21 protein-coding genes are annotated in these 23,159 nt (G+C 41.2%); 10 read left to right on the forward strand and 11 right to left on the reverse strand.

Translation table 11 applies throughout. The annotated features are described in order from the left end of the window. The first annotated feature begins 1 nt into the window (after window position 1). From tssM to DPF90_RS07920, 6 genes are all read left to right on the forward strand, one after another. Window positions 2–3,385, forward strand: a complete 3,384-nt coding sequence (gene tssM, locus DPF90_RS07895; protein ID WP_114785790.1) for a type VI secretion system membrane subunit TssM — start codon at window positions 2–4, stop codon at window positions 3,383–3,385. Between the two features lies 1 nt (window position 3,386). Further along, window positions 3,387–4,127 (forward strand): protein kinase domain-containing protein, encoded by a 741-nt coding sequence (locus tag DPF90_RS07900; RefSeq protein ID WP_114785791.1) that lies wholly within the window; start codon window positions 3,387–3,389, stop codon window positions 4,125–4,127. Between the two features lie 130 nt (window positions 4,128–4,257). Then, window positions 4,258–5,214: a glycerophosphodiester phosphodiesterase family protein gene (locus tag DPF90_RS07905; RefSeq protein WP_205395176.1), complete on the forward strand. Its 957-nt coding sequence runs from the start codon at window positions 4,258–4,260 to the stop codon at window positions 5,212–5,214. A gap of 331 nt (window positions 5,215–5,545) precedes the next feature. Next, window positions 5,546–6,520, forward strand: a complete 975-nt coding sequence (locus tag DPF90_RS07910) for a tripartite tricarboxylate transporter substrate binding protein (RefSeq protein WP_114785792.1) — start codon at window positions 5,546–5,548, stop codon at window positions 6,518–6,520. 149 nt (window positions 6,521–6,669) lie between these two features. Beyond that, the gene (locus DPF90_RS07915) at window positions 6,670–7,188 is read left to right on the forward strand and encodes a tripartite tricarboxylate transporter TctB family protein (RefSeq protein ID WP_114785793.1); all 519 of its coding nucleotides are present in this window, start codon (window positions 6,670–6,672) and stop codon (window positions 7,186–7,188) included. Window positions 7,189–7,199: 11 nt separating this feature from the next. After that, window positions 7,200–8,720: a tripartite tricarboxylate transporter permease gene (locus tag DPF90_RS07920; protein WP_114785794.1), complete on the forward strand. Its 1,521-nt coding sequence runs from the start codon at window positions 7,200–7,202 to the stop codon at window positions 8,718–8,720. A gap of 149 nt (window positions 8,721–8,869) precedes the next feature. Here the strand turns inward: DPF90_RS07920 and gad are convergent, their stop codons facing one another. Then, window positions 8,870–10,600 carry a glutamate decarboxylase gene (gene gad / locus DPF90_RS07925; protein ID WP_114785795.1) on the reverse strand — a complete coding sequence of 577 codons (1,731 nt, stop codon included), beginning with the start codon at window positions 10,598–10,600 and terminating at the stop codon, window positions 8,870–8,872. Window positions 10,601–10,695: 95 nt separating this feature from the next. After that, entirely contained in the window at window positions 10,696–11,073 is a 378-nt protein-coding gene (locus DPF90_RS07930) for an ATP-binding protein (protein ID WP_114785796.1), read from the reverse strand. A gap of 126 nt (window positions 11,074–11,199) precedes the next feature. On the opposite strand from DPF90_RS07930, the gene metA reads away from it, so the two are divergent. Next, on the forward strand, window positions 11,200–12,141 hold the full coding sequence (gene metA, locus DPF90_RS07935) for a homoserine O-acetyltransferase MetA (RefSeq protein WP_114785797.1): 942 nt from the start codon (window positions 11,200–11,202) through the stop codon (window positions 12,139–12,141). 212 nt (window positions 12,142–12,353) lie between these two features. On the opposite strand, the gene DPF90_RS07940 is transcribed toward metA, so the two are convergent. Continuing rightward, window positions 12,354–13,160 (reverse strand): alpha/beta fold hydrolase, encoded by an 807-nt coding sequence (locus DPF90_RS07940; RefSeq protein ID WP_114785798.1) that lies wholly within the window; start codon window positions 13,158–13,160, stop codon window positions 12,354–12,356. Window positions 13,161–13,281: 121 nt separating this feature from the next. On the opposite strand from DPF90_RS07940, the gene pilW reads away from it, so the two are divergent. After that, on the forward strand, window positions 13,282–13,959 hold the full coding sequence (gene pilW, locus DPF90_RS07945; RefSeq protein ID WP_114785799.1) for a type IV pilus biogenesis/stability protein PilW: 678 nt from the start codon (window positions 13,282–13,284) through the stop codon (window positions 13,957–13,959). Here the strand turns inward: pilW and DPF90_RS07950 are convergent. Next, a complete protein-coding gene (locus DPF90_RS07950; RefSeq protein ID WP_114785800.1) occupies window positions 13,956–14,156 on the reverse strand; it encodes a hypothetical protein in 201 nt (66 codons plus the stop codon). The two genes, pilW and DPF90_RS07950, sit on opposite strands and share 4 nt — an antisense overlap. A 92-nt stretch (window positions 14,157–14,248) precedes the next feature. Continuing rightward, a complete protein-coding gene (locus DPF90_RS07955; RefSeq protein ID WP_114785801.1) occupies window positions 14,249–14,752 on the reverse strand; it encodes a M48 metallopeptidase family protein in 504 nt (167 codons plus the stop codon). A 112-nt stretch (window positions 14,753–14,864) separates the two neighbouring features. On the opposite strand from DPF90_RS07955, the gene DPF90_RS07960 reads away from it, so the two are divergent. Then, on the forward strand, window positions 14,865–15,092 hold the full coding sequence (locus DPF90_RS07960; protein ID WP_114785802.1) for a glutaredoxin family protein: 228 nt from the start codon (window positions 14,865–14,867) through the stop codon (window positions 15,090–15,092). A 73-nt stretch (window positions 15,093–15,165) separates the two neighbouring features. Here DPF90_RS07960 and DPF90_RS07965 read toward each other — a convergent pair whose 3' ends face one another. The 6 genes from DPF90_RS07965 to DPF90_RS07990 form a co-directional block, all read right to left on the reverse strand. Beyond that, window positions 15,166–16,122, reverse strand: coding sequence for an Imm49 family immunity protein (locus DPF90_RS07965; protein ID WP_114785803.1), 957 nt, complete (start codon window positions 16,120–16,122; stop codon window positions 15,166–15,168). An 11-nt stretch (window positions 16,123–16,133) separates the two neighbouring features. After that, window positions 16,134–16,508 carry a hypothetical protein gene (locus DPF90_RS07970; protein ID WP_114785804.1) on the reverse strand — a complete coding sequence of 125 codons (375 nt, stop codon included), beginning with the start codon at window positions 16,506–16,508 and terminating at the stop codon, window positions 16,134–16,136. Further along, window positions 16,474–16,809: a hypothetical protein gene (locus tag DPF90_RS07975; protein ID WP_114785805.1), complete on the reverse strand. Its 336-nt coding sequence runs from the start codon at window positions 16,807–16,809 to the stop codon at window positions 16,474–16,476. The genes DPF90_RS07970 and DPF90_RS07975 overlap by 35 nt, the downstream gene beginning before the upstream one ends. Before the next feature lie 339 nt (window positions 16,810–17,148). Beyond that, a complete protein-coding gene (locus tag DPF90_RS07980; protein WP_114785806.1) occupies window positions 17,149–19,587 on the reverse strand; it encodes a PAS domain-containing hybrid sensor histidine kinase/response regulator in 2,439 nt (812 codons plus the stop codon). A 23-nt stretch (window positions 19,588–19,610) separates the two neighbouring features. Beyond that, window positions 19,611–20,825, reverse strand: a complete 1,215-nt coding sequence (locus DPF90_RS07985; RefSeq protein ID WP_114785807.1) for an ABC transporter substrate-binding protein — start codon at window positions 20,823–20,825, stop codon at window positions 19,611–19,613. Between the two features lie 125 nt (window positions 20,826–20,950). Beyond that, window positions 20,951–21,820 carry a LysR family transcriptional regulator gene (locus tag DPF90_RS07990; RefSeq protein WP_114785808.1) on the reverse strand — a complete coding sequence of 290 codons (870 nt, stop codon included), beginning with the start codon at window positions 21,818–21,820 and terminating at the stop codon, window positions 20,951–20,953. 115 nt (window positions 21,821–21,935) lie between these two features. Between DPF90_RS07990 and DPF90_RS07995 the strand changes: the two genes are divergently transcribed. After that, complete coding sequence (locus DPF90_RS07995; RefSeq protein WP_114785809.1) at window positions 21,936–23,150, forward strand: MFS transporter; 1,215 nt, start codon at window positions 21,936–21,938, stop codon at window positions 23,148–23,150. Window positions 23,151–23,159 lie beyond the last annotated feature (9 nt).

Raw genomic sequence — 23,159 nt, forward strand, 5'->3', positions numbered from 1 at the left:
AATGGCAGAACAAAATTCATCTCAACCACAAGCTAACAGGCTAAGCACTCTAGTTTGGACATTCGTTTTGGTCATAGCTATTTTTGTATTAGGTGGATTGTTAACGTGGAAATACGCCTACCCAATACATACGATAGCAGGCCTATTATTAACTTTATTGGTGGCTTTAATTCTCGGCTCACTTTGCTTCTGGTTACTATCGAAAAGGCGAATTCAGCCTCAAACACCCAATCAAGACAGGCTTCTCATCAATAAGCGTTGCAAACTACTCACCAAACATTTCAAAGCGATGCTTAACATACAAAAACGAAAAAAACGCTTATCTAGTCGATACGATCTGCCTTTTTATGTTCTTCTGAGCGATGACCCAATTAAAGATAAAAGCATCATTACCCAAATGGGCTATGAGGCATACAAAGTGGACGATTTTGGCAACGATATAGAGTTTCCAATTTTATTTTGGCTAAGTGAGCATTCTATTTTGATCTCTGTTAGCCTAGGAGATGAGCAACATCCAGACTATGTAAAAACGCTTTGTCAAAACCTAAACAAATGGCGTTCTCGTCAGGCAATCAATGGCATTATACTGACGACTGATGTCAAAGAACTATTGAAATCAACCGAAACCGTCACCCAAAAAGCTGACAAGATAAAATCACAGATAAAAAGCTTCAACCATATTTTTGGCCTTAATCTACCTGTTTACAACATCATTACTCAAATGGGTCAGATTAATGACTTTTGTCAGTTTTTCTCTGCATTTGATGAAACCAAAAGAAACGATGTATTTGGAGTCACTTCCCCAATAATGAAACATGGTGGAATAGATGCAGATTGGTATAACACTGAATACGATAACCTCATTACACAACTGCTCTCTAATATGAGTAATGCATTAGCCTCACAACTCAATCAAGATTATCGCAATGCAATTTGCGCCGCGCCCTATCAATTCGCATTACTCAAAGAGAGTTTATGGGAATTCCTCTATCGTTTGTACCGTGGTGAGCAATTACATGATGGCCTTAACTTTCGTGGGTTCTATTTTACCCATAGCGGCCAGATCCAAAAGCAACATGACGTGTTGGCCAATATGGTTAATCAAACGTTGGGATACGAGCAATTTCAGCAGCACCAGCAAATCCCTGTACAACAAACCCTTTTTGCTCAATATTTAATGACTCACACCATTTTAAATGAACATGAGTTAGTCGGGGTTAATCGACGCAAAGAAAATTTGTTATTGACGATGCAGGTGGCTTACACTCTATTCTGGCTAAGCTTATTTGCCTTTGTGCTCATCGACATAAAGATCGATTTTGACTACCAAAGTAAACTAGAAGCAGAGGCCGACACTATGTTAGAGCGTTACAAAGAAGCAATATCGGCCCAACCATACAATATCGAAAATATGGCGGATAACATTCCTAACCTATATTCTCTCAATCGAATTTATGCTCTGTATCGAAAGCCAAAGCCTTGGTACAGTTTTTCGTTCATGCCAACATCAAGTATCTCCAGTGACGTTGAAGCAGCCTATTTTGATGAATTACAACGAGTGCTTATTCCTTCAATGGAGAACACTCTTGAAAAAGATTTATTTGTTTATGTTAATTTAGAAGATCAAGCCAAGACACTATCTTTGCTTAACAATTATCGATTGTTGTTCAATATTGACCGTAGCAACATTGGCGCACTAAAACGGTATTTCATCACAACTTTGGAGGAGCAAGGTGAAGCAGATAGCGTCAATATTGCGCAACTCGACATATTGCTTGATGATGTATTTGAACAAGGGCTGGTTCCTATTAAGGCCAATTTAGGGCTTGAACAATTAGCTAAGAGAGTCATCAGCCAAACCGGCGTTGAAACGCTACTGTATCAACATATTCTTAATTCAGAGACCTATTCAAGCCGCATCGACATACGCCATGAACTAGGAAGTAACTTCCGAAAACTGATGTCGTTTTCTCCAAACTATGCTGGTTATATGGTTCCGTATTTGTATACGCCGTCGGGATTTAATGAACTCGATTTATCGATAAATTCACCAATTTTAAAAGAAGCCCTAAGAGCGTATGAAGGTGTAGCTGGAGCTTCACCTAGCGCGTCAGAAATGTATCGTATTAGTCGAGATTTGAAGCAGAGATATCAAAATGACTACATTAATTATTGGCGTGATTTTATTTCTCAAATTCAAGTTGCTAATGTTAGCAATGCTGACGATCTTAAAAGAACAATGGCATTACTAACCAATGCGTCAAACAATCCTCTTGCTATGCTTTATAACACGGTAAGTAAATACACATCCGTTGAGTTACCAAAAGATCCGACGAAAGATAACGATACTCAGCCACAACAACAAGATATGGATAAAAAGGAATCCGCAAGGCAAATTCAGCTAGCCTTTGAGAAGTTCCACAATCAAGTTTCTACAGATGAACAAGGAAATAAACCCATTGACTCATTATTGGGTAAAGTTACTCAGGCGGAAACTTGGCTAGATAAATTCTACCAAGCCGAAGATCCACAAAAAGTCGCCTATCATGCGCTTACCGCATCCATAAAAACCAGTAATCCTATATCTGTTTTGGCTCAACAAGAAGCTGCTCAACCTTCAATATCACAACAAATTTTGACCCAATTAACACGGCAATCAAATGAGTTAGTGATGAGCCTTGCACATGATTATTTAAACAATACCTGGCGCTCCGAGGTTTATCAGCCATATAAAACAACGATTGCTGGCTATTATCCGTTTAATAAGACAGCCAGTTCAGATGCAAGTACCGCAGATGTTGCCGCTTTCTTTAAATCTGACGGGACCTTAGAACAATATTACCAATCGAAATTGAAAAATTTCTCTACGGAAGAGCGCTCTCCTTACCTCTACGGTTTACTACCAAACACAGGATTTGCTTTGGACCCTTCAGTTTGGCAAATGATTTCGAAGGCACGTGACATTCGCAATGCTCTTTTTTTGGCCGACCCACAAAACATGTCACTCCAATTTCAGTTAAGGGCTAAAGAAATGAGCTCTGACGTCACCGAATTTATTATTCAAGGCGAAAAGCCACTCTTTGTATACCAGCATGGTCCTCGCCTTTGGATCAAACAAAGCTGGAGTGCGGCTGCGATAGAACAAGACTCTGTTGGGTTCCAGATAAAAGCCCAACAAAGTAGCATTGCTTCTGAAAGTTATAAAGGCAACTGGGCATGGTTTAAATTTATCCAGCCAAGGGTTGCTTCAGCGACATCACAAGAAACAGAAGTGGCAATTAAATATGGTAATAGCCAAGTTCAGTTAAGCATCAAAACACAAGGTCAAAACAACCCATTTGTACCCAACTTTTTCTCTGCTTTTTCATTACCATCGAGCATTTAGAATGAAGGTACAGAATGAGTTAGGCGATAAAATAGCGACAGTATTTAGAGTACTGGGGATATCTCAGTATTCTTTACTTAGACAGCAAACATATTTAGCCACTCATCCATGTTATGGTTCGTGCGTAGTTAAGTTTGCTTTCACGCTCACAACCAAGCAACAACTCAACACCGAAGCTGTATTTCTCCACAATCATAATGAACTCTGTTGGCCTAAATACATAGACTACGGCTCCACTATGGGGATGGACTGGCTTATAATAGAGTTTTTTGACACCTTATGTGTCAGCATGCGTAACTTTAACATTGTGGAAAGACAAAAAGTTACCAAAAGCGCGGAACAAGCTCTACATACTCTCCATCGCAAAGGCTACATACATGGAGATATCAAGCCCTCTAATCTTATTGTGACCTTATATCACGAGGTGAGATTAATCGATTTAGGCAGTATAGTCCCGATTGAGTCTGACTATAAGTTTTGTACTCCATCGTCTTTAACACCTAAATTTTGCGCTCTAAATCCATATCTACGAGTTGGATATGCATCGCCTCAACACGACTTTTTCTCACTTGCAGTATCGTTACAAACTATGTGGAAGGCACATCCGTTTGGCGATCTATCCTTGCTAGATTTTGCTAAAACCAATGGCAAACCTGAAATAGATGACCTCTTTAGTCGCTATCAAATATTGATTTCCAAACAAATCAAACACGCCAAACTGTCAACTTATCCTCATCTTTAAAATGAAAACTCAGGTTAACACCTGATAAAACAATCAATAGAGGTTATTTACTATTGAAAAGGCAGGCTTTTTGGGGTCGTAGGTCGCCACTTGCTATTAAGGCCCATATTCTTTGTTCATAGAGTTAGATATGAAAAAATTTAAAATTTTATTGTTTATGCTGATGTTTAATCATCTAGGATTTGCCTTCTCAGAAACCTTACCTAATGAGACTTCTCCCATATTGCTAGATGATGGTAATGGCATAGTCAAAAACCGTAATCCACTGATTATTGCACACCGGGGAGGCACCGCAGATGGCCCAGAAAATACCATCCCAACCATACAGTCATCGATACAGCGCGGCGCTCATATTATTTGGATAACGGTTCAATTATCAAAAGATGGTGTTCCTGTATTGTATAGGCCAAGTGATCTTTCGGCGCTAACAGAATTAACCAAACAGACCAAAGTGTCTGAAATGACGGTTAAAGACCTAGCTACTTTAGATGCGGGCTACAGTTTTTTCGAAGGTCAAGCGTCTGACACAGAGAACTTATACAAGATACCAACACTAAAGGACGTTTTAGTTAAATTCCCACACACAGAGTTTTTTATCGATTTAAAGTCTCCCGATGCTGAAGCTAAGCAATATATAGAGAGTGTGGCAGATGTTATTGAACAAACAGATTCTGTTGACCGCACGAGAATTTACTCTACATCTGAAGCATACATAGGCGCAGCCAAGAAATATTCGTCCCTCAATGTGTTTAAAAGCCGAGCTGAAACAAGAGATATTTTATTTGGTAGTAAACTATCCAACCAGTGTAAGGCTACCAGTGACCAACCTGGTTGGCATGCTTTTGAATTAACACGTAATGTAGAAGTAGTTGAACATTTTATGTTAGGTGAAGGTCGAACTAAAACTACCTTCAGATGGTCGAAAGACGATTTATCTTGCTTTGATACTGCTGACAACACCATCGTTCTTATTGGTGTCAACACACAAGAAGACTACCAATATGCAAAATCACTAGGTGCCTACGCAGTTATGGTTGACTCACCGAAAACAGCACAGTGTTATGAAAAGCACAAAGAATGTGAATAGGTGATAGATACCCGCAAGCACACTAATAAATAGTGACTTTTGAATACTGTAATAACTTTAAGAGGTTTGTAAAATAGAGATTTACAAACCTCTTGTCTCTTAAAATGAGACTCCCTAACTAATAGCCTAAACCACACAAACCATAGTTACTCACCTACTCTTCAACATTACAAATTTAGTAATACGCCCGATCTCTTTAAAAACATACCATTGACGAACACATAACATATGCGTATTGTTGCATCAAATTATAATGATGAGCAAACTCATTTCAAATATATGGGGAGGGTTGTTCACGTTTTGATCCAATAGGACATAAGGACCATGAACTATGTTTAAAAACTTTAAGTTACATCTTGCCGCTTTTTTTATCGCAGCTCCTTTAACTAGCCTATCTATTGCAGCAGAAGAAATTGAAAAATTACATTTTCTTATACCAGGATGGGCTGGTGGAGGCTGGGATAGAACCGCCAGAGGCATAGGTAACGTGCTAGCCAAAGAGGATATTGTTGACCAGGTATCATTTCAAAACTTACCTGGTGGTGGTGGTGGTATAGCTATTTCACATTTAATTGAGACAGCAAAACATCAACAAAACACATTAATGGTAAGCTCTACTCCGATTGTCGTCCGATCGCTCAACGGCATATTCCCCCAATCTTTTCGGGACTTAACTCCTGTCGCTGCTACCATCGCAGATTATGGTGCTATAGTAACTCCTGCCAACTCAAAATATACCAGTTGGTCTGATGTTGTTAAAGACTTTCATAGCAACCCTAGTAATATAAAAATTGCTGGTGGTTCTGCACGAGGCAGTATGGACCATTTAGTCATTGCCGCAGCGTTTAAAAACGAAGGATTTGAACCACATAAAGTCCGTTATATCTCTTATGGAGCAGGCGCTAAAGCAACAACAGCAATGCTCTCGGGGGAAACAGTACTCTTGTCAACTGGGCTTAGTGAAGTGCTTGAGATGGCACAGTCCGGCCAAGTAAAAATTCTTGCCATCACAGCTCCAAAACGTCTCGAGGCCGCTCCTGATATCCCAACTCTAACTGAGTATGGTAACAACACCGTTTTTGCCAACTGGAGAGGTTTTTTTGCAGCTCCAGGAACCAGTCAAGAACAAGTCGATAAGTGGAACAATGCGCTAAAAAAAATGTACCGCACAAACGAATGGCAAATAGTTAAAAACCGAAATGGATGGATTGATAACTACAAAGCTGATAAAGACTTCTATAACTTTCTTGAAGGCCAAGAAAGGCAAATTGGACATTTAATGAGCGAGCTTGGCTTTCTAAAATAGTAGGGATCACGATTATTTTTCCGTATATGAGCGTAGCAGGCTAAGAGCACAACTTTAAATTTTTAAGTAATCAGGTCTGATTCTAGTATCGTTCGTCGTTTGAGCTCTCATATACGGGTTATCCGAACTACAATTTACAAGAGTTTGCTATGTTAAAGTCGTTATCAAACCATTCTAAAAACAATCGGGCCCAAGATAATAATCACTTTCCAAGTAGAGATCGAATTAGTGCGGTGATATTCCTTGTTTTATGTCTTAGTTACGGTTATCAAACATTACAAATCCCTCTTTTGCCAAGTGATGAATATGAGCCCTTCACAGCCAGAACACTTCCTACACTATTAACTTTTATAGGAATTGGGTTATCCATACTGCTGCTGGTTACAGCTACCCCAAATATTAAGAGCAAGACCAACGAGACGTTAAATTACAAGCTTCTGATTGGTTTTTTAATATTAATGGTTTTATATGGCCTTGGGCTTACTTATATCGGCTTTGCTCTCGCCACAGGCACATTTCTTCTGATTAGCTTTTATTTACTTGGAGAAAGGAGAAAGTGGATATTATTTGGATCATCGTTTCCCTTTGCAATGGCCTTCTACCTTTTGCTAACAAGAGGGTTGGGTATATATTTAGAACCGGGCATTATTTTTACTGATTTTTTATAAAGGAACGCTCTATGATAGATGGAATATTACAGGGGCTTTCAACTGCAATCATGCCGATGAATATTATCATGGTCGTTGTTGGCTGCTTCATAGGCACTTTTGTCGGTATGCTCCCTGGACTAGGCCCAATTTCAGCTATTGCTCTCATGATCCCAATTAGTTACAGCCTTGAGCCATCATCAGGCTTAATTCTTATGGCTGGCGTATATTATGGCGCCGTTTTTGGCGGCTCAACCTCTTCTATCCTAATCAATGCTCCCGGTTGCTCGTCGACAGTCGTTACCGCGTTTGATGGCTACCCGATGGCTCAAAAAGGTAAAGCTGGCAAGGCGCTAGCACTAGCAGCCTATTCTTCATTTACCGGGGGTACTTTATCTGCTGTCATGTTGCTATTGGCCGCTCCAGCTTTAGCCAGTGTCTCTCTCAGCTTTCAATCACCGGATTACTTCGCGCTAATGCTGCTTGGGTTATCAGCCGTCGCTGCATTTGCTGGCAAAGGGCAAGTTATCAAAGCTTGGATGATGACGACACTTGGACTTATGCTTTCAACAGTCGGAATTGATAAAGGTGCAGGAATAGAACGCTTTACCTATGGGATAACGGACCTTATGGACGGCTTTAGCTTTTTAATGTTAGCCATGGCAACCTTTGCTCTGGGTGAAACTTTAATCGGCATACTTAAGCCCGAATCAAAAGACCCATCAACCCAAAGTTCAAGCCAATTAGATTCAATTAACAATCTAAAGATAACAAAAGACGAAGTCAAAGAATTAGCGCCTGTATCCTTTCGTTCTTCTATCTTAGGTTTTTTTACTGGTATCTTACCGGGAGCAGGTGCAACCATCGCAGCATTTCTTAGTTATGGGCTGGAACGTAATTTGGCTCCCGCCGATAAAAAACTGGAATTTGGTCAAGGAAGTAAGCGCGGATTGGTCGCTCCCGAATCAGCAAATAATGCTGCATCCAGTGGTTCGTTTGTCCCTTTACTGACCCTTGGAATTCCTGGTTCAGGCACCACAGCAATAATGCTAGGTGTATTACTCGCATACGGAATACAGCCCGGCCCCAGATTATTTGTTGATCGGCCCGATATATTCTGGTCGGTAATTATTTCTATGTACTTTGGTAATTTTGTATTGATAGTCTTGAATCTACCTATGATCCCTTATATTTCCAAACTCCTTTCCGTACCACGCACCGTATTATTACCCATGATATTGTTTTTCTCTATTACGGGGGTCTACCTAGTATCATTTAATACTCTTGATATATTCATTATGCTAATTATAGCATTAGGTGCCATTTTATTACGGTTGGCAAACTATCCGTTAGCACCTCTGCTGCTGGGATTTATCCTGGGTGGCCTAATGGAAGAAAATTTACGCAGAGCCCTAATGCTAAGTGATGGAGGGTTAAACTTCCTATGGGAGCGCCCAATTACGCTCACTTTCACTACTTTGGCGGTCCTTGTTATTACCTACCCTTTACTTAAAAGTTTAAGTGCTTGGATTACTAATACTCGAAGACTATAAATCAGACAGAAAGGTATATAGAACGTTTGATGAGTCAGCTCGGTTTTCTAGGTTAGGAAACCGCTGTCATCTAATTCATAAAAACTAGATTTTCATATATATACTGAAAAACAAACTCGCTCTAAGCTAGGTTAGAGCGAGTTATCAGCTTATTTCGCTCCAAGAGCTACTCTTGATGCTTTTGCTTGATTTTTCTGAATATGCTTTAGCTTCAAGCAAGCGATTTCAACTAAATCGCTTGCGCCACAAGCCACTTCCTCCTCAAAAGAGATACTTGCTTTATAACTCTTATCTGGATTTTGAATACCACGCACTTGCTCTTCAAGCTTTATCACTGCATCAGCATAGTTTTGAATCAATATACTGACCATATCTCTGCTGATACCCTCTTTCACTACCATACGCATCACGGCAATGGCTGGCACATCGTGATTTGCAGGTTTAATAATATGATCGTTTTCATCTTTGATAGGGGGTGTTTTTTCAAGCGGCATAGTGAAAGCAGGTACTACCCAATTGGACTGCTTAAGTTTATCTGATATGTCATGAACTGAGTACAAATAGTTTTCAGTATCGTCATTAGTTAAAGGTTTATCCTGACCATCATATTTTAGATTAAGCCTTACGACAGATGCTGGAAAATAGTCGGCGTTATTAACGACTGAAAATATTGGTTTGTCTTTAAAAATTATCGTTTCCGAAGCATCATCTTGAGCATTTTTATCATGCTCCGTTACCGTTAAGCGCAAAGAGCCTAACCCATTAGACAAGTCATGGGCTAATGACATGAGATTTTGTACTACAGAGCCATACCCCCTTTTACCTAATCGTAAAAAGTTATAGTACTGAGCCAAAACCATTGCACTACCCCGCGAGAAATTAAGACTATAGGTAGACTCATCAAAGCCAAGAACATTCGTTGTAATAAACAATTTATCTGGAATTTCATGAAAGTTTTTCCATAATGCCCAGCCCACTCCAGGGTAAACTAAACCAAATTTATGGCCGGACACATTGATGGTTTTCACTTGCTCTAACTTGAAATCCCAGTTTAGTCTCTGTACTTGATTGTCATCTCTGAAGGGTTCAATAAAACCACCACTGGCACCATCGACATGGAGTGGCACATCCCAGCCCTTTTGAGAATCATTCTTTATATCGACCAGCACATCATTAATTGCTTCGACGGGATCATTCTGCCCAGTGTATGACGTCCCCATAACAGCAACAACACAAGTCGTATTCTCATCGACAGCTTCTCGTACTTGATTCGCTGAGATAACGAAGCTGTTTTCTTCACTAATTGGAATCCATTTGATATCAACATCAAAATACTGAGCGTACTTGACCCAGGTGATATGAACATCAGAGCCAATAACAATATTTGGTTTATCAAAACGTTTACCTTGGGCTTTACGTTTCTTTTTCCATTGCTCTTTATGAGAGAGTGCGCAAAGCATCAAAGCTTCAGAAGAACCAATTGCTACCGTTCCCCAACCGCTTTCTATATTTTTGCCATCAGCCAGTTCTTGCGCCGTTTTCATATTGTGCGGCGCATTGAAAAGATCCAGCAGCATCCTTACACAGCGTTGCTCTATTTCTAGAGTACGGTTATACACTTCCCCATCAATGTAGTTTTTACCTAAATTATCCCGAATCAGCCGATTTGCTTCTTCATCCATCACTGTGGTCACAAATGATGCCATGTTAAGCGTTGGATTACCGTCTAATTGAAGCTCATCACGTATGAAGCGATATACTGCTTGCGGATCATGTTCAATGTCCGGCATTTTATCGGTAGGTACCTCTTCACGAAAAAGACTTCGGCCATATGTTGGTGTACTTGCAGTCTGTAAATCAATATCTTTGATGTTTCCCATTATTGCCCTCTGACTTTTTTAGGTTAAAACTCATTGAGCATAGGAAGCAAACTTTATGAACTCAAGCTCACATCTTACTTAAAATAGCTACCTAATCACCATTTCTGCCAGCGCGCTTTCATCTCTGCAATCGTCTTTGCATCAACGCCGTGGATATTGTCGTAATTGCCCTGGCATTCAATCACTTCAAACTGCGCTCCATATTGCCTAGCCATTTTAAAGTAAGGGGTAATCTCCCATTTCATAACGAAAGTATTAGCAACCACAACACTCTGTTTGTTTTTAAGGCTCTTACGAACCATTCTTTTGCACCAAGAATGCGCTTTAGCGATATCATCAGGATTAAATTGATACTCGTTGTGTTCATTAATGAAATACATGTCAGCTTCATAATGGTTTATGCCAAGAGTCTTAGCTAAAGTGCTTTTACCTGAACCTGGTAATCCACGTACAATGATTAGTTTCAATACCATAAGTAACCAATTCGAATAACGAGGCTCTAATTTTACCCTAAAACGTCATAAAAATCTTATCGACATCAAGAAAGGTTTACGTTAGATTTAGAAGTATAGACGTCTAAAAAGCCAAGGAAGTAAGCCGTGCCAATTAAGATCCCCGATCAACTACCTGCGAGTGATGTCCTCCGTCAGGAAAACATTTTTGTCATGCTAGAATCAAGGGCTTCAACTCAAGGAATACGGCCCCTTAAGGTACTCATTCTTAACCTTATGCCAAAAAAAATAGAGACTGAGACTCAATTTCTTCGTCTGCTTTCAAATAGCCCGCTGCAAATAGACATTGAGCTGCTTCGTATTGACGATAGACCCAGCAAAAATACGCCCACGGAACATCTCAATAATTTTTATCGACAGTTTGAAGCGGTAAAAAACCGCAACTTTGATGGATTGATCATCACAGGTGCTCCACTTGGATTAGTACAGTTTGAGAATGTCATTTACTGGGAGCATCTGCAAGCCATTATGGCTTGGGCAAAAGAGCACGTCACCTCAACCCTATATGTTTGTTGGGCTGCTCAAGCAGGGTTAAAGCTTCTTTATGATCTCCCCAAACGTACGCTCAAAGAAAAACTTTCAGGTGTTTACCATCATCAAATTCATCATTGTTTTCACCCTTTACTGCGCGGATTTGATGATACATTTCTGGCACCACATTCTAGATATGCCGACTTTTCGCCGCAATATTTACAAGAGCATACTGACCTCGACATTTTAGCGACATCCGATGTGGCGGGTGTATATCTAGCATCAACCAAGGACAAGCGTAATGTCTTTGTTACTGGGCACCCTGAATACGACGCATTAATGCTACACCATGAATATATTCGTGATTTAGGCGAAGGAATGGAGCCTTCAATTCCTGTGCATTACTACCCCAACGATAATCCAGACAACCCACCCGTTGCCAGTTGGAGAAGCCATGGACATTTGCTATTTTCTAACTGGCTCAATTATTGTGTATATCAACAAACACCTTATGATTTGGACCAGTTTAGCGAAGAAAACTTTACTAAAGACGATTAATGCTGCTTAGACATGTGTTAAAATTACTACCGAAGATTAATAACATTTGAAACGGCTGGATTATTCCAGCCGTTTGATATCAATAAAGGTATTAATTTCAGGTGCAAATATGTTCCTCTCTGTATGCTTACCTCAGACATCTTTGGTTTTCATATGGCATCTGTCGAAGTGGGAGGCGCTGAAAAAGTAAAAGATACAAATATACCGAGCACTCAAGTTTTTGGCATTATTTCTATCATATGCTTAATCTCAGCAATGATCTTGGACGGGTTCTTCCACAGAATAAAGTGCCCTTCACCTTCAACCTTAACCAATTTTTTTAACTGACCTGATAAATGACGCATGGCAAATATTGAGTTATCGGGATCGGCGATGGTATCTTGCTCACCATGGATCAAAGTAACCGGTACTTTGTTTAGAATTTGCCAGTTTTTAGTACTCAATAGTGATAATTCATCGGCAAGGGTCATCATCTCACCATTTGACGTAGACCAGTTTTGATTCAAAAACAGACCGATTAACCAAGTATCAGCGAGTATGTTATACCATTTGGGCGTTTCTAGTTCTGGGTCAAAAGCTGGGGCAACAAACACCAAACCATTCACCAAATCGGGCATTTGCAAAGCTAAAGAAAGCGCTATTGGTCCACCAAGGGAATGCCCTACCACAATATTCTTTTTGTCACTCGCAAGCAGTGGTTGAAGATGTTGTGACTGCTGACTAATTTTCGTTTCGAGACGATTAGGAGATTGACCATAGCCTATTCGGTCTACAGATATCAATTGCGCATGATCTAAAAGCCAAGGATCAGATAAGTAGTCTTGATACCCTTCTTTACTACCAGGAGAGCCATGAATAAAAATCAAACGATAGTCACTTGATGGATTGCCCAGTTCAACATAAGCAATGCCCTCATCGGTATAGTGCGTTTCTGTATCTAGCTCAGAAGCCAGAGAAGATTTAATCGACAGTCCAGCCAGAAAGCTAACAATAGTCGCACAAACCACTTGTTTTCTCACACTTTGTTTCCTTATGTTGCTTACATTCTTGTCATTCAACTCGCACAAAGGCGCCGATAATGATGAGACCGGAGAATAAGCGTAATACATTCAAATTAATGTAGAAAATACTGAAATCACAATGCGCATTTTTATTATCTTGGCTTGCTTGCTTTCCACTTCCTGCGCCACTTCGTCAAGCAGCAATAGCCTAGACTCGCTCCAAAGACTTAAAGCCGATGCCAGAATTACACTTGGGATGAATTATATGCAGCTAAGTCATATGGTGAAGGCCAAGCAAAATTTTCAGATGGCGCTTGAGCATGCCCCCAAGTATTACCGCTCACACATTGCGATGGCACGTTATTTTGAAACTGTCTCGGATTATGAAAAAGCGCATAAGTGGTATAAAAGCGCGCTACGCAGTGAGCCAAACAATGGCCAAGTACTTAATGATTACGGTAGTTTTCTCTGTAAACGCTCGCAATTTATATTGGCCCAAACCCAATTTACAAAGGCGATGGCACTAGACGACTATTATCGCGTTGCCGATGTTTATGAAAACTCAGCTCTATGTTGGTTAAAAGAAGGGAAACCAGAACAAGCCATCACTCACTTTCGTGACACCCTTGCCCGCGATCCTAATCGGCCACAAACTCTGTTAAATCTGGCGAAACTGGAAATAGAGCATGGGGAACTTAAGCAGGCGTTAAGACATCTGAATCACTTCACGACTACATTTGGTCAACATCCGCTTTCGATAGCGCTTTTCAATGCCCTAGAAGAAAAAAAGTCCCAGATAAATCAACAGACAAATTAGCGTTGGTGCTTATTTCGTTGCTGTAGGGGTGTATTGCGACGTTTTTTCACCCGCGAAGCGCGCTGAATTTTCAGGTATTCATTGCGTACAACAAAAACAAAGCCCACCAAACCAATCAAAAAAAGCAATGCAAACAACACAAGTAAAGTATCGCATAGCCATTTGGGCTCACAGGGCATATAGATTTCGAATTCCATCAGCCTAGCATCCTCTCTGTTATATGCCGTAAAGCCGCTATTTACTGATCAGGATAGCCGTATTAATTAATTTAAGCCGCCAATACGCCTTCCTATTTCGAATCGGTTAGATTTTTCACTATCATAAACAAACGTGCATCTAGCTCCAGTTGGTGGTAATCAGGCTCCATATGACAACAGAGCTGATAGAACGCCTTGTTATGCTCTTTTTCTTTAAGGTGAACCAGCTCATGGACAACCAACATTCTTAATAATGGCTCTGGTGCTTGTTTAAACACACTGGCAATTTTGATTTCATTGTTGGATTTGATTTTTCCACCATGCACTTTAGCCACATAAGTGTGAAGCCCTAATGCATTATTGATCAGGTGTATTTTGTTATCGTAAGTCACTTTTCTAAGCGGCGCGGTCTTTTTCATATAGCGATTTTTAATCGCCATGGTGTAATCAAATAGCGCTTTCTCACTTTTAATCGTGTGATGGTCAGGATAACGCTGATTAAACCAAGCTTCCAAGTGCCCATCTTGGTACATTTTAGTCACTGGGGTAATAATATGTTCTGGGTAGCCTTGGATATAGCGAAGCGCGGGTTCCATACTTATCCTCACTTTGCGCATCATTGAGTGAGCGCTATTCTAATCGATTCAAGCTTGCCATTCATCTGTTATTGATTACACTCTTGGGTTACTCAATCAGTAGGAACACCTCATGAAACGACTTGTCCTGTATGTCAAAGACAAATGCCCGCATTGCAAAGAAGCGCAGCGCTATCTTGACGCCAAGGGCTATAAATACCGTTTAACCAATGCCAAAATGCAGCGCGGCCGCAAAGAGCTCGACGCCATTGGCGCGCGCTCTCTGCCGGTATTAAAGATTGGTGACCGCTATATGATTGGCTGGAACCCCAGCAATTTTGAGAAGATGTATAAAAGTTAAAGCGCGAGCGTTAACCGAGTGAATAAAAAAGCCCCTTAGCACTTAAGCTAAGGGGATTTGGGTTTATGGCCTGTTAGGCGTCTTGGGCTTGGTGAGGGAATAACTGCTTATACTCTGGGTCTAGAGCATAAAAGCCTGGAAACTCCCCTTTTACCAGCCACAGCGGCATATATTCACTGTCAATGGTTGGCTCAAGGCCACGCGCTTCGAAAGCGTGCGCGGCCAGCGCCGTGATCCAAATAGCAAACCAGCCTTTTGTATCACCTTTAATGCTGGGTGAATCTGCTTTGCCGACATCGGTGTAATACTGAATATGACTCTCCAACGCTTGCTTAAGCTTCGCTGGATAGCGCGTTTCCCTATCTGGGTGGTGAATCGATACCAAAAGTTCCGCCAAGGGCAAGAGCAAATAATTGGTGTAATCTTGCACTAGCTCTCCGCCAACATACTCGGGGCTGGAGTAGCGCACCAAATCATTGATCCGCTCACCAATTGGCACTGGGTCATCGTCAATAAAAAATGCTCGCACTAAGCGAAACAGCACGCGGCGAAAGTCTTTGACCTCATCCGTTTCTTGGATAAAGGCATGGATGTTTTCTTCCGGAATACGCAGCAGCTTTTGGCCGAACCCGCATGGGTCGCCAAGCAGCACATTCATCATCAAGGCATCTAACCATTCATCGATAGTCAGCACCACATTCATTTGGTATGGGCCATACGGAATTTGGTAGTGACGAAACTGCTGACAGTGCTTTTCCCCTTGGTAGTAATAGAGCAGCACTCGGCTACTCAGCACTTGGCAGTATTCATACAAATACTGCGCGGTGACCGCATTGGTTTCATGTTGGTGAAACAGATTTTCGATAAATATCTCAAAGAAAAAATCTTCGGCTAAATATTTAGTATTATCAGCTTCAAACCCTTTAATGACCCGTTCATAAGCGCTATACGCAAATTCCTTATCCTCATCAATAAATTCTTGGTTTTTCCGTGATGGTTTTTCCCAATAATGATGTTCGATTTTTAACATTTACAGAGTCCTTAATGCCTTTGACTGCTGGGTTTTACATCGTACCCCGTTACTTGCACACCAGTTGGCTCACCGCCATCATTAATATGTTGTCTCACCACTTTGTATTGCAATGTATCACGCTGATCATCAAGCATGTCCAGCGTATACTGGTAGTCTTGTTTTTGCTGGCGAGTAATCTTGTTTCTGTTCTTATCAAACCAATCTTTCATCTCATCAATCACCTTAGTGGTGTAGGCTGGTGAGCCTTGCTGCACCACTTCGCTGCCCAATTTGGCCGCCCCCAATGAAGAAGAACCGCCTTTGGCTTCAAGGATATGGATGTTGCCCTGCCCATCTTGCCATATTTGGTCAAATCTTTTGACATTCCTTTCCCTTTTTTCCATCGGCCAAGCTGTAACCACTCGGACATGAAAAGGTCAGAGGTTTATTTTCGCTGCCATAGCATTGAGCGTTGCTGTGATTTAAGCTGGTATTGGCAGGGCACGTATAATGAGGCTCAAACTTAAATGTGCTTTGGTATACCCCATCAACTAAGGTGGCATTAGGTAGAGCACATTGAGTATTAGGCCAGGTGACTGGAGGTGAACCTGCTGGCGCTGCGCCGACGTTGAATGACATAGCCAACAACGCCACTGCCCCTCCAATAGGCAGTATTGAAGAGACTTTTGTTAAAATTGATTTCATAAAATTACATCTGAAAGGTTAAATCACTATGTAGTGGCAGAAATACTAAGGAAATTCTCGATGCAACCGATTTTCTTCTTATTGGATATAAATCAAGGTTAAAGCAAGAATCAAAATAGTATTGGAACAACCAAAATATAGTCAGTGTCTATTAATAAAAATTATTAGGAATGCGCAATGGTATTTAACAAATCAATTAACACAACACCGAGCTATGAGAAAGGTAATAAATATTTGTAATAATTATGGTTTTATTGTTCCAGATCACAAAATTAGCGAGAGAAGTTTCTTTCTTTAATAAAGATTATCTAGTCGTCGCACTAAGATACTGATTTACAGTTAAGCCTGCTTCGCTGAATTGGCGCTATTTGGTGTAAGCGTGGCGTGGAAGACTTTATTCAGTTTTTCTGAGCTGACTGGTTTGGTAATAACGTCCGTGCAGCCTTCTGAGATCATTTTATGACGGGTATGCTCGAACGCGTCGGCGGTACACCCGATGATAATCGGTGGATTATCTAAGTTTAGTGACGATATGGTTCTGGCCGCTTCTATCCCATCCATTTCTGGCATATGGTTGTCCATTAACACGCAGTCAAAGTGGCGCTGCTGAACTCGCTCAACGGCGAGTTGACCATTTTCAACCACTTCATATTCAAAGCCTTTGTTAGCAAGAAACTTACCCAGTACCACCGCATTTACGCGCGTGTCTTCAGCAATAAGAGCGCTTAATCCAGTACCATCAAATTCTGGAATAACCTCTTGATGCGTATTCTCATCGGATATATCAGTTAAAGCAACAGGTAACACAATCGTAAACTGACTACCTTCACCCATGACACTGCTCAGCTCAATGGTTCCCTTCATGGCCTTGACTATATCTTTAGTAATAGAGAGACCAAGCCCAGTGCCACCAAAGCGTCTCGTCGTGTCGCCTTCTGCCTGCGAAAATGGGTCAAATATCGCAGAATGTTTTTCTTTGCTGATACCAATACCCGTATCTGACACTTGTATCGTCAACTCACCTTGGCTTTCTTTCTCGATAAGCGAAACGAACAGACCGACCGTCCCCTGCTGAGTAAACTTCACTGCGTTACTTAATAAATTCTGTAAAATTTGAGAGAGACGCGTCTCATCTGCTCTCAAGGCTTTCTCACAAGGTTGAAAATATTCACATGAAAATTCTAGATCCTTGTCTAAACAAAGCGGCTGATACAGTCTTTCTAGTCGTTCCACTAGTTCTTTAAGATGAAAATCCCTTTGTTCGAGTTCAAGCTTGCCTGCTTCAATTTTCGAAAAGTCGAGAATGTCATTTAGCACATTTAGCATGTGCTTACCTGAAGCCACAAACGTATCGACATACTCATGCTGCTCCTCGTTAAGTGGAGTATTACTGAGCAATTCACCCACACCTAATATCCCGTTCATTGGCGTCCTTAGCTCATGACTCATCGCCGCTAGAAATTGTGACTTAGCGATATTAGCAGCTTCGGCTTCAACCGCTTTTACTTTCAAGGAAGCTTCCAATTCTACCCGCTGGGTAATATCACGTTCAACCGCCATAAATCCCTCAACCTGACCATCTTTTGTATATAGAGGCGTCAAAGCGATTTCGATCCAATAAGGTTGACCACTTTTGGTATAATTCAGCAGTTCAAAAAAACCGGAAGCACGTCTATCGATGGCATCACGTATTTGCCTTGTAGTCTCTTTGTCCGTGCCTTCACCTTGCAAGATATCGCCTGGCTTTTTGGCCATCATTTCAGCTTGTGAGTAGCCCGTAAGTCTTTCAAACGCACCATTCACCCAAGTGATTTTGGTGTCGAGGTCAGTAAAGACTACCGCATCGCGCATATACTTAACCACACGGGCAAGCTGGGCAGACTCCGCTTCTTTCGCTTTTAATTCTATGGACTGTTCGTATAGTTGATGTTCAGATTCTGCTAAAGCTCGAAATGGTGAAACCAACACCTTCCGGCCAAACACAAACATAACAAATAGTGAGAGACTTGCAGCAATGGCCATACCCACCAAAAGGCTTCGAGTCAGGTTTGATTCTGCATCACTCACTAGCTGCGGTGAGACAGAATAAAGCAAAGAAAGCTCGGTTCCCTCGATAGGAAACATCTCGACCTGCCAAGCATTCGGTGGAATCATCTGCCAATTAAGCCTGTCCTGAGCAATACCGAACCAATGCATGGAATCGGTACCAAGGCTTTCAAAGAAATTGCTTTCAGCTACCGGAGTTGTGTAAGTCACCAACCCTTCAGCATAGCCATTGTATAGCACAGGTGATGTAAGTAGTAAGTAGTCAATGTCATTGCCGCTAAAGAAGGAGTAGGAAGCGCCTTCCATGAGAGTTTCGGCCTCAACACCAGAGACAACATAATCTTCGACGACCTTAGGAAGCTTGTTCTCTTGGTAAACCAAACCACCAGAAAAATCATATAGATTGATGTAGGCACTTGCACCTACCCCTTTGAGCAGAGAAACTTGGTCAGAAAAAGCTTCACTGTTCGACACACCTTCTAACGTTGCTCCCTTTACTACCGGGTGAGAGGTAACACGATCTAACCTTTGCTCGTGCAACTTAAAGAACTCAAAAACATAACGTTCTATGGCAACAAATTTTACTTTCAAACTCTCATTGATAAGTATTTGAGCCGTTTCACGAGCCTGATGTTGGACAAACAAAAAGCTGGCGAGCATAAATACAGAGGCTCCAACAATAAGGAATACACTAAAGAGGTGCATTCCATTTTTCTTATCAAATTTAAACATGCTCCTTTTGTGCCTTTTGAAGGTTAAATTGAGTTAGGTAAGAGTTTGACCGCGTCTTTTTCGTCATACATGGCCATACAATAATCTTTGCTGCCGAGTGCTTCATGAGCATCAAAGTTATCGTCGCTAAATGGCGCATAGGGTTTTTGGTATGTTTTTACTAAACCTTGAACAGGCTTGTTCATCGATTCTAAGGCGGCTTTTATTGCCGTTCTGTTAGCTTGAGCATCTTGGGTAAGTGTGATCTTATTAGTCGCCGCAATTAACACACTTGCTATATCATAACCATGAATAAAGCCAGCCGGTGCCTTAATGTTGGTCGTTTCAAAATAGGCGGGAAACATGGTCTTAGCTTTTTCAAATACCGCTTGATTAAAGCTGTTGCTTTCTGAACTATAAAAGTTAAAACAAGATTGGATAAAGCGTAGTTTTGCTTTTTCTCTAATTTCATAAGGTACGTTTTGCGCAAACTGGCCACCAGTAATGCCCCAATGACTATAAACTGGCATGTTAATTCCCGTCTCTGACACACTCTCAATAATGAGCTTTCCTTCACGGCTGTTGGCAACCAATAGTGCACAATCACCACCACTAGACTGCGCTTCTCGGATAAGAACTCTCGCATCAATGTCCTTGATTCCCCAATCAAACCAACTGGTTTTCACCTTATTTCTAAGCTCTTCAGGCAGTGCAGCCATCATCGCCTTGTGGTTGGACTTTCCCCAACCCGTATTTTCAAGCACTAAATGAGGCTGTTTACACCGGTTGCTTAACGCATAGTTAACCAGTATCTTCCCGACTTTGGAGTCATCAACAGATAAGCGAAAGACATAGTTATCTTCAGCCGATGGATAACGAGTAATCGGCGTTCCAGCAGCCCATGGGACCAGAGTAAGAATCTTGGATTTATTGATGTATTCCCGATACTTAATAAGAGGGGGCGAATGTAAACCTGCCACATAAACTAGGCCCTGACTATCTTCTAAAAAGCGTTGCATATTTTTTTTACTTCTCAGCACATTGCCCCTGTGATCAGTAGTAACAAACTCTACTGGCACCCCTGCAATTTGATCACCGTTCTGAGAAAAAGCCACCTTAATTCCATGCTCAATGGAGAGTGCAGACTCTAGATGCCCTGTCCTATCAGCATCAAGATAGATCCTGACAACATCCGGTTTACTTGCCTGTACGGCAAATGCTGTTAATACGAAAATCAAGGTCCAAAACAGTCTAACCATAGCTTGTGTCCACGTCTTCCATTCTTAGCTTCTCTATCTAGACTAGGAAAGTACGGTCATTTTTCCAGTAATTTATTGACTTACCAATATAAAAATAGGCAAGTATTTGATGGTAAAAACCGCATCTAAACGTACTGCTTAACGAAGTCAATAAAGGTTCTGTCTGCTATGGATAGGTATCCATTCCTTCGCCATGCGAGTGAGAGCCGAATGTGTACAGGATCGTCAAAAGGTATGGCAACAACATCCGCCTCATTGTCTGTAACCAGCTTAAGAAGTGCGGTGATGGCAAACTCATGCTTTACAACGCTTAAAATCAGTGGAAGTAAATTGGTTTCAAATGAAAGTTTGATATCTCGCTTGTATAAGCGTGCTTTATCTTCAACGAAATTTCGATGGAAATAGCCGGATTTAAACATAACCAGTTCATGGTTAAAAAACTCTTCAAAACTGATACATTTTTGGTTTGCTATATCATGCTCGGGACCAACTACTGCCACCATTTCTTCATCTGATAAGTAATCTGTCTCCAAATCATCAGGGACGTCATGGTCATCAATGACCCCTATATCCAAATCGCCATCCAAAAGCATCTGGCGAATAGACCGAGTACCAGCATCAATCAACGTTATTTTCAGGTTGGGATAATGTGCTTTGAAAGCCATTAGTACTTGTGGAAAAAAATAAGAACCCATCATACTTGGGGCTCCGAGCCGTACTTCTCCTTTTTCAAGCCCCCTCAACTCATCAATAGCCAGTTTAGCGTCATCAATGTGTTGCAACACACGCTTTGCATATTGATACAGTACATTGCCTTCTTCCGTTAACGAAACATGTCGATCATGTCGACGAAACAACTCAACTCCCAATTGCTGCTCGAATTTTTTTATCGACATGCTCAAAGCTGGTTGGGCAATATGAAGCTCACGAGCAGCTTGGGTGAAATGTTTTAATTCAGCCACTGCAACAAAATGCTTTAGATGCCTCGTATCCATCATCTCTCCATAAGCATTACTTATTAACTCTATATAGTTAATATATTTTATTAATCCTCATTTCACCGATATCTTGATCACAGTAACAGGCGTTTTTAATGAGGTAGTTAACCCTATGATTGCTATCGGCACTCATGATTATTGGCGGGTAATGATCACTCTTGCCCTAGGTTCTTTCGTTGTTTTCTGTAACCTTTATCTGTTCCAACCGATGCTACCTCATATGGCAGAGCAGTTCTCAGTCACGGAAACCCAAGTTAATTGGCTGTTTGCAGCCACCACACTTGTTCTATCTATTAGCTTGGTACCTTGGGCTGTAGCATCAGAGTCCATTGGTCGTAAGCAGGTCATGTTGATTGGGCTGTTTTCGATGCCACTTATATCTGTCGGTATGCTACTACTGCCATCCTTAACAGGTCTTGTTGTTTTAAGAGCGATGATGGGAATAGCGATTGCTGCATTTGCATCCGTCGCGGTTGCATACATGGCTGAAGAATTGTCCAGTTCAGCATTCAACCAAGCCATTGGTGGATACATTGCGGCAAACTCTCTAGGTGGAATAAGTGGCCGAGTGATAGGCGGAGTAATCACCGAGGTTTTTGGTTGGGAGCAAGCGGTGATGACTATGGCAATTATCACCTTCTTTGGCGCTCTACTTGTTATGATTTTTCTCCCAAAGCAAAAGCACTTTACGCCTCAATATGGTTTACTGAGGTATCACAATCGAGCGTTAATCAAGCACCTAAAAAATAAAACAATTGTACTTGCTATGCTGATTGGTGGTGTTAATTTTGCTTTATTTGTTAATTTATACTCAGTGATGGGCTTTCGTTTGGTAGAAGCTCCGCATTTTCTTCCTATTGGAATGGCTTCATTGATCTTCCTCTGTTATCTTCCCGGGACAATTAGCTCGAAACTCACCGCTATTTGGAGCCGCCATTATTCTCCGATTAAAGGCATAATGATTGGCACGCTCGTTAGTTTCTCTGGCATGGCAATCGCCTACTTTGAAAGTATACCGCTCATGGTATTTGGTCTGTGTTTGATTAGTTTTGGAGCATTTTTCACCCACACCTTAGCCTATTCATGGGTAAGTCAGAAAGCCACAAATGCCAAGGCCACAGCAACCGCTTTATATCTAGTCCACTACTATATTGGCGGCAGTCTAGGTGGTTTCTTACTTATCTATTGCTGGCAACATGGTGGTTGGTTAATGGTCATGGGGGGAGGCTCACTTCTTTACACTGCAATACTTTTGCTTTGTCATCAACTAAAACAGAATTCAATTGATGACTCAAAAGCCGTTCAACTTAATCGCTTACAGCAATAGTGCTAATCT

This window comes from Vibrio tetraodonis, from assembly GCF_003350295.1.
GTDB classification, from domain to species: domain Bacteria; phylum Pseudomonadota; class Gammaproteobacteria; order Enterobacterales; family Vibrionaceae; genus Vibrio; species Vibrio tetraodonis.

Coding starts and splice junctions, on each gene's coding strand:
- tssM (WP_114785790.1), top strand. CDS start 2: ATGGCAGAACAAAATTCATCTCAACCACAAGCTAACAGGCTAAGCACT.
- DPF90_RS07900 (WP_114785791.1), top strand. CDS start 3,387: ATGAAGGTACAGAATGAGTTAGGCGATAAAATAGCGACAGTATTTAGA.
- DPF90_RS07905 (WP_205395176.1), top strand. CDS start 4,258: ATGAAAAAATTTAAAATTTTATTGTTTATGCTGATGTTTAATCATCTA.
- DPF90_RS07910 (WP_114785792.1), top strand. CDS start 5,546: ATGTTTAAAAACTTTAAGTTACATCTTGCCGCTTTTTTTATCGCAGCT.
- DPF90_RS07915 (WP_114785793.1), top strand. CDS start 6,670: ATGTTAAAGTCGTTATCAAACCATTCTAAAAACAATCGGGCCCAAGAT.
- DPF90_RS07920 (WP_114785794.1), top strand. CDS start 7,200: ATGATAGATGGAATATTACAGGGGCTTTCAACTGCAATCATGCCGATG.
- gad (WP_114785795.1), bottom strand. CDS start 10,600: ATGGGAAACATCAAAGATATTGATTTACAGACTGCAAGTACACCAACA.
- DPF90_RS07930 (WP_114785796.1), bottom strand. CDS start 11,073: ATGGTATTGAAACTAATCATTGTACGTGGATTACCAGGTTCAGGTAAA.
- pilW (WP_114785799.1), top strand. CDS start 13,282: ATGCGCATTTTTATTATCTTGGCTTGCTTGCTTTCCACTTCCTGCGCC.
- DPF90_RS07950 (WP_114785800.1), bottom strand. CDS start 14,156: ATGGAATTCGAAATCTATATGCCCTGTGAGCCCAAATGGCTATGCGAT.
- DPF90_RS07955 (WP_114785801.1), bottom strand. CDS start 14,752: ATGGAACCCGCGCTTCGCTATATCCAAGGCTACCCAGAACATATTATT.
- DPF90_RS07960 (WP_114785802.1), top strand. CDS start 14,865: ATGAAACGACTTGTCCTGTATGTCAAAGACAAATGCCCGCATTGCAAA.
- DPF90_RS07965 (WP_114785803.1), bottom strand. CDS start 16,122: ATGTTAAAAATCGAACATCATTATTGGGAAAAACCATCACGGAAAAAC.
- DPF90_RS07970 (WP_114785804.1), bottom strand. CDS start 16,508: ATGGAAAAAAGGGAAAGGAATGTCAAAAGATTTGACCAAATATGGCAA.
- DPF90_RS07975 (WP_114785805.1), bottom strand. CDS start 16,809: ATGAAATCAATTTTAACAAAAGTCTCTTCAATACTGCCTATTGGAGGG.
- DPF90_RS07980 (WP_114785806.1), bottom strand. CDS start 19,587: ATGTTTAAATTTGATAAGAAAAATGGAATGCACCTCTTTAGTGTATTC.
- DPF90_RS07985 (WP_114785807.1), bottom strand. CDS start 20,825: ATGGTTAGACTGTTTTGGACCTTGATTTTCGTATTAACAGCATTTGCC.
- DPF90_RS07990 (WP_114785808.1), bottom strand. CDS start 21,820: ATGGATACGAGGCATCTAAAGCATTTTGTTGCAGTGGCTGAATTAAAA.
- DPF90_RS07995 (WP_114785809.1), top strand. CDS start 21,936: ATGATTGCTATCGGCACTCATGATTATTGGCGGGTAATGATCACTCTT.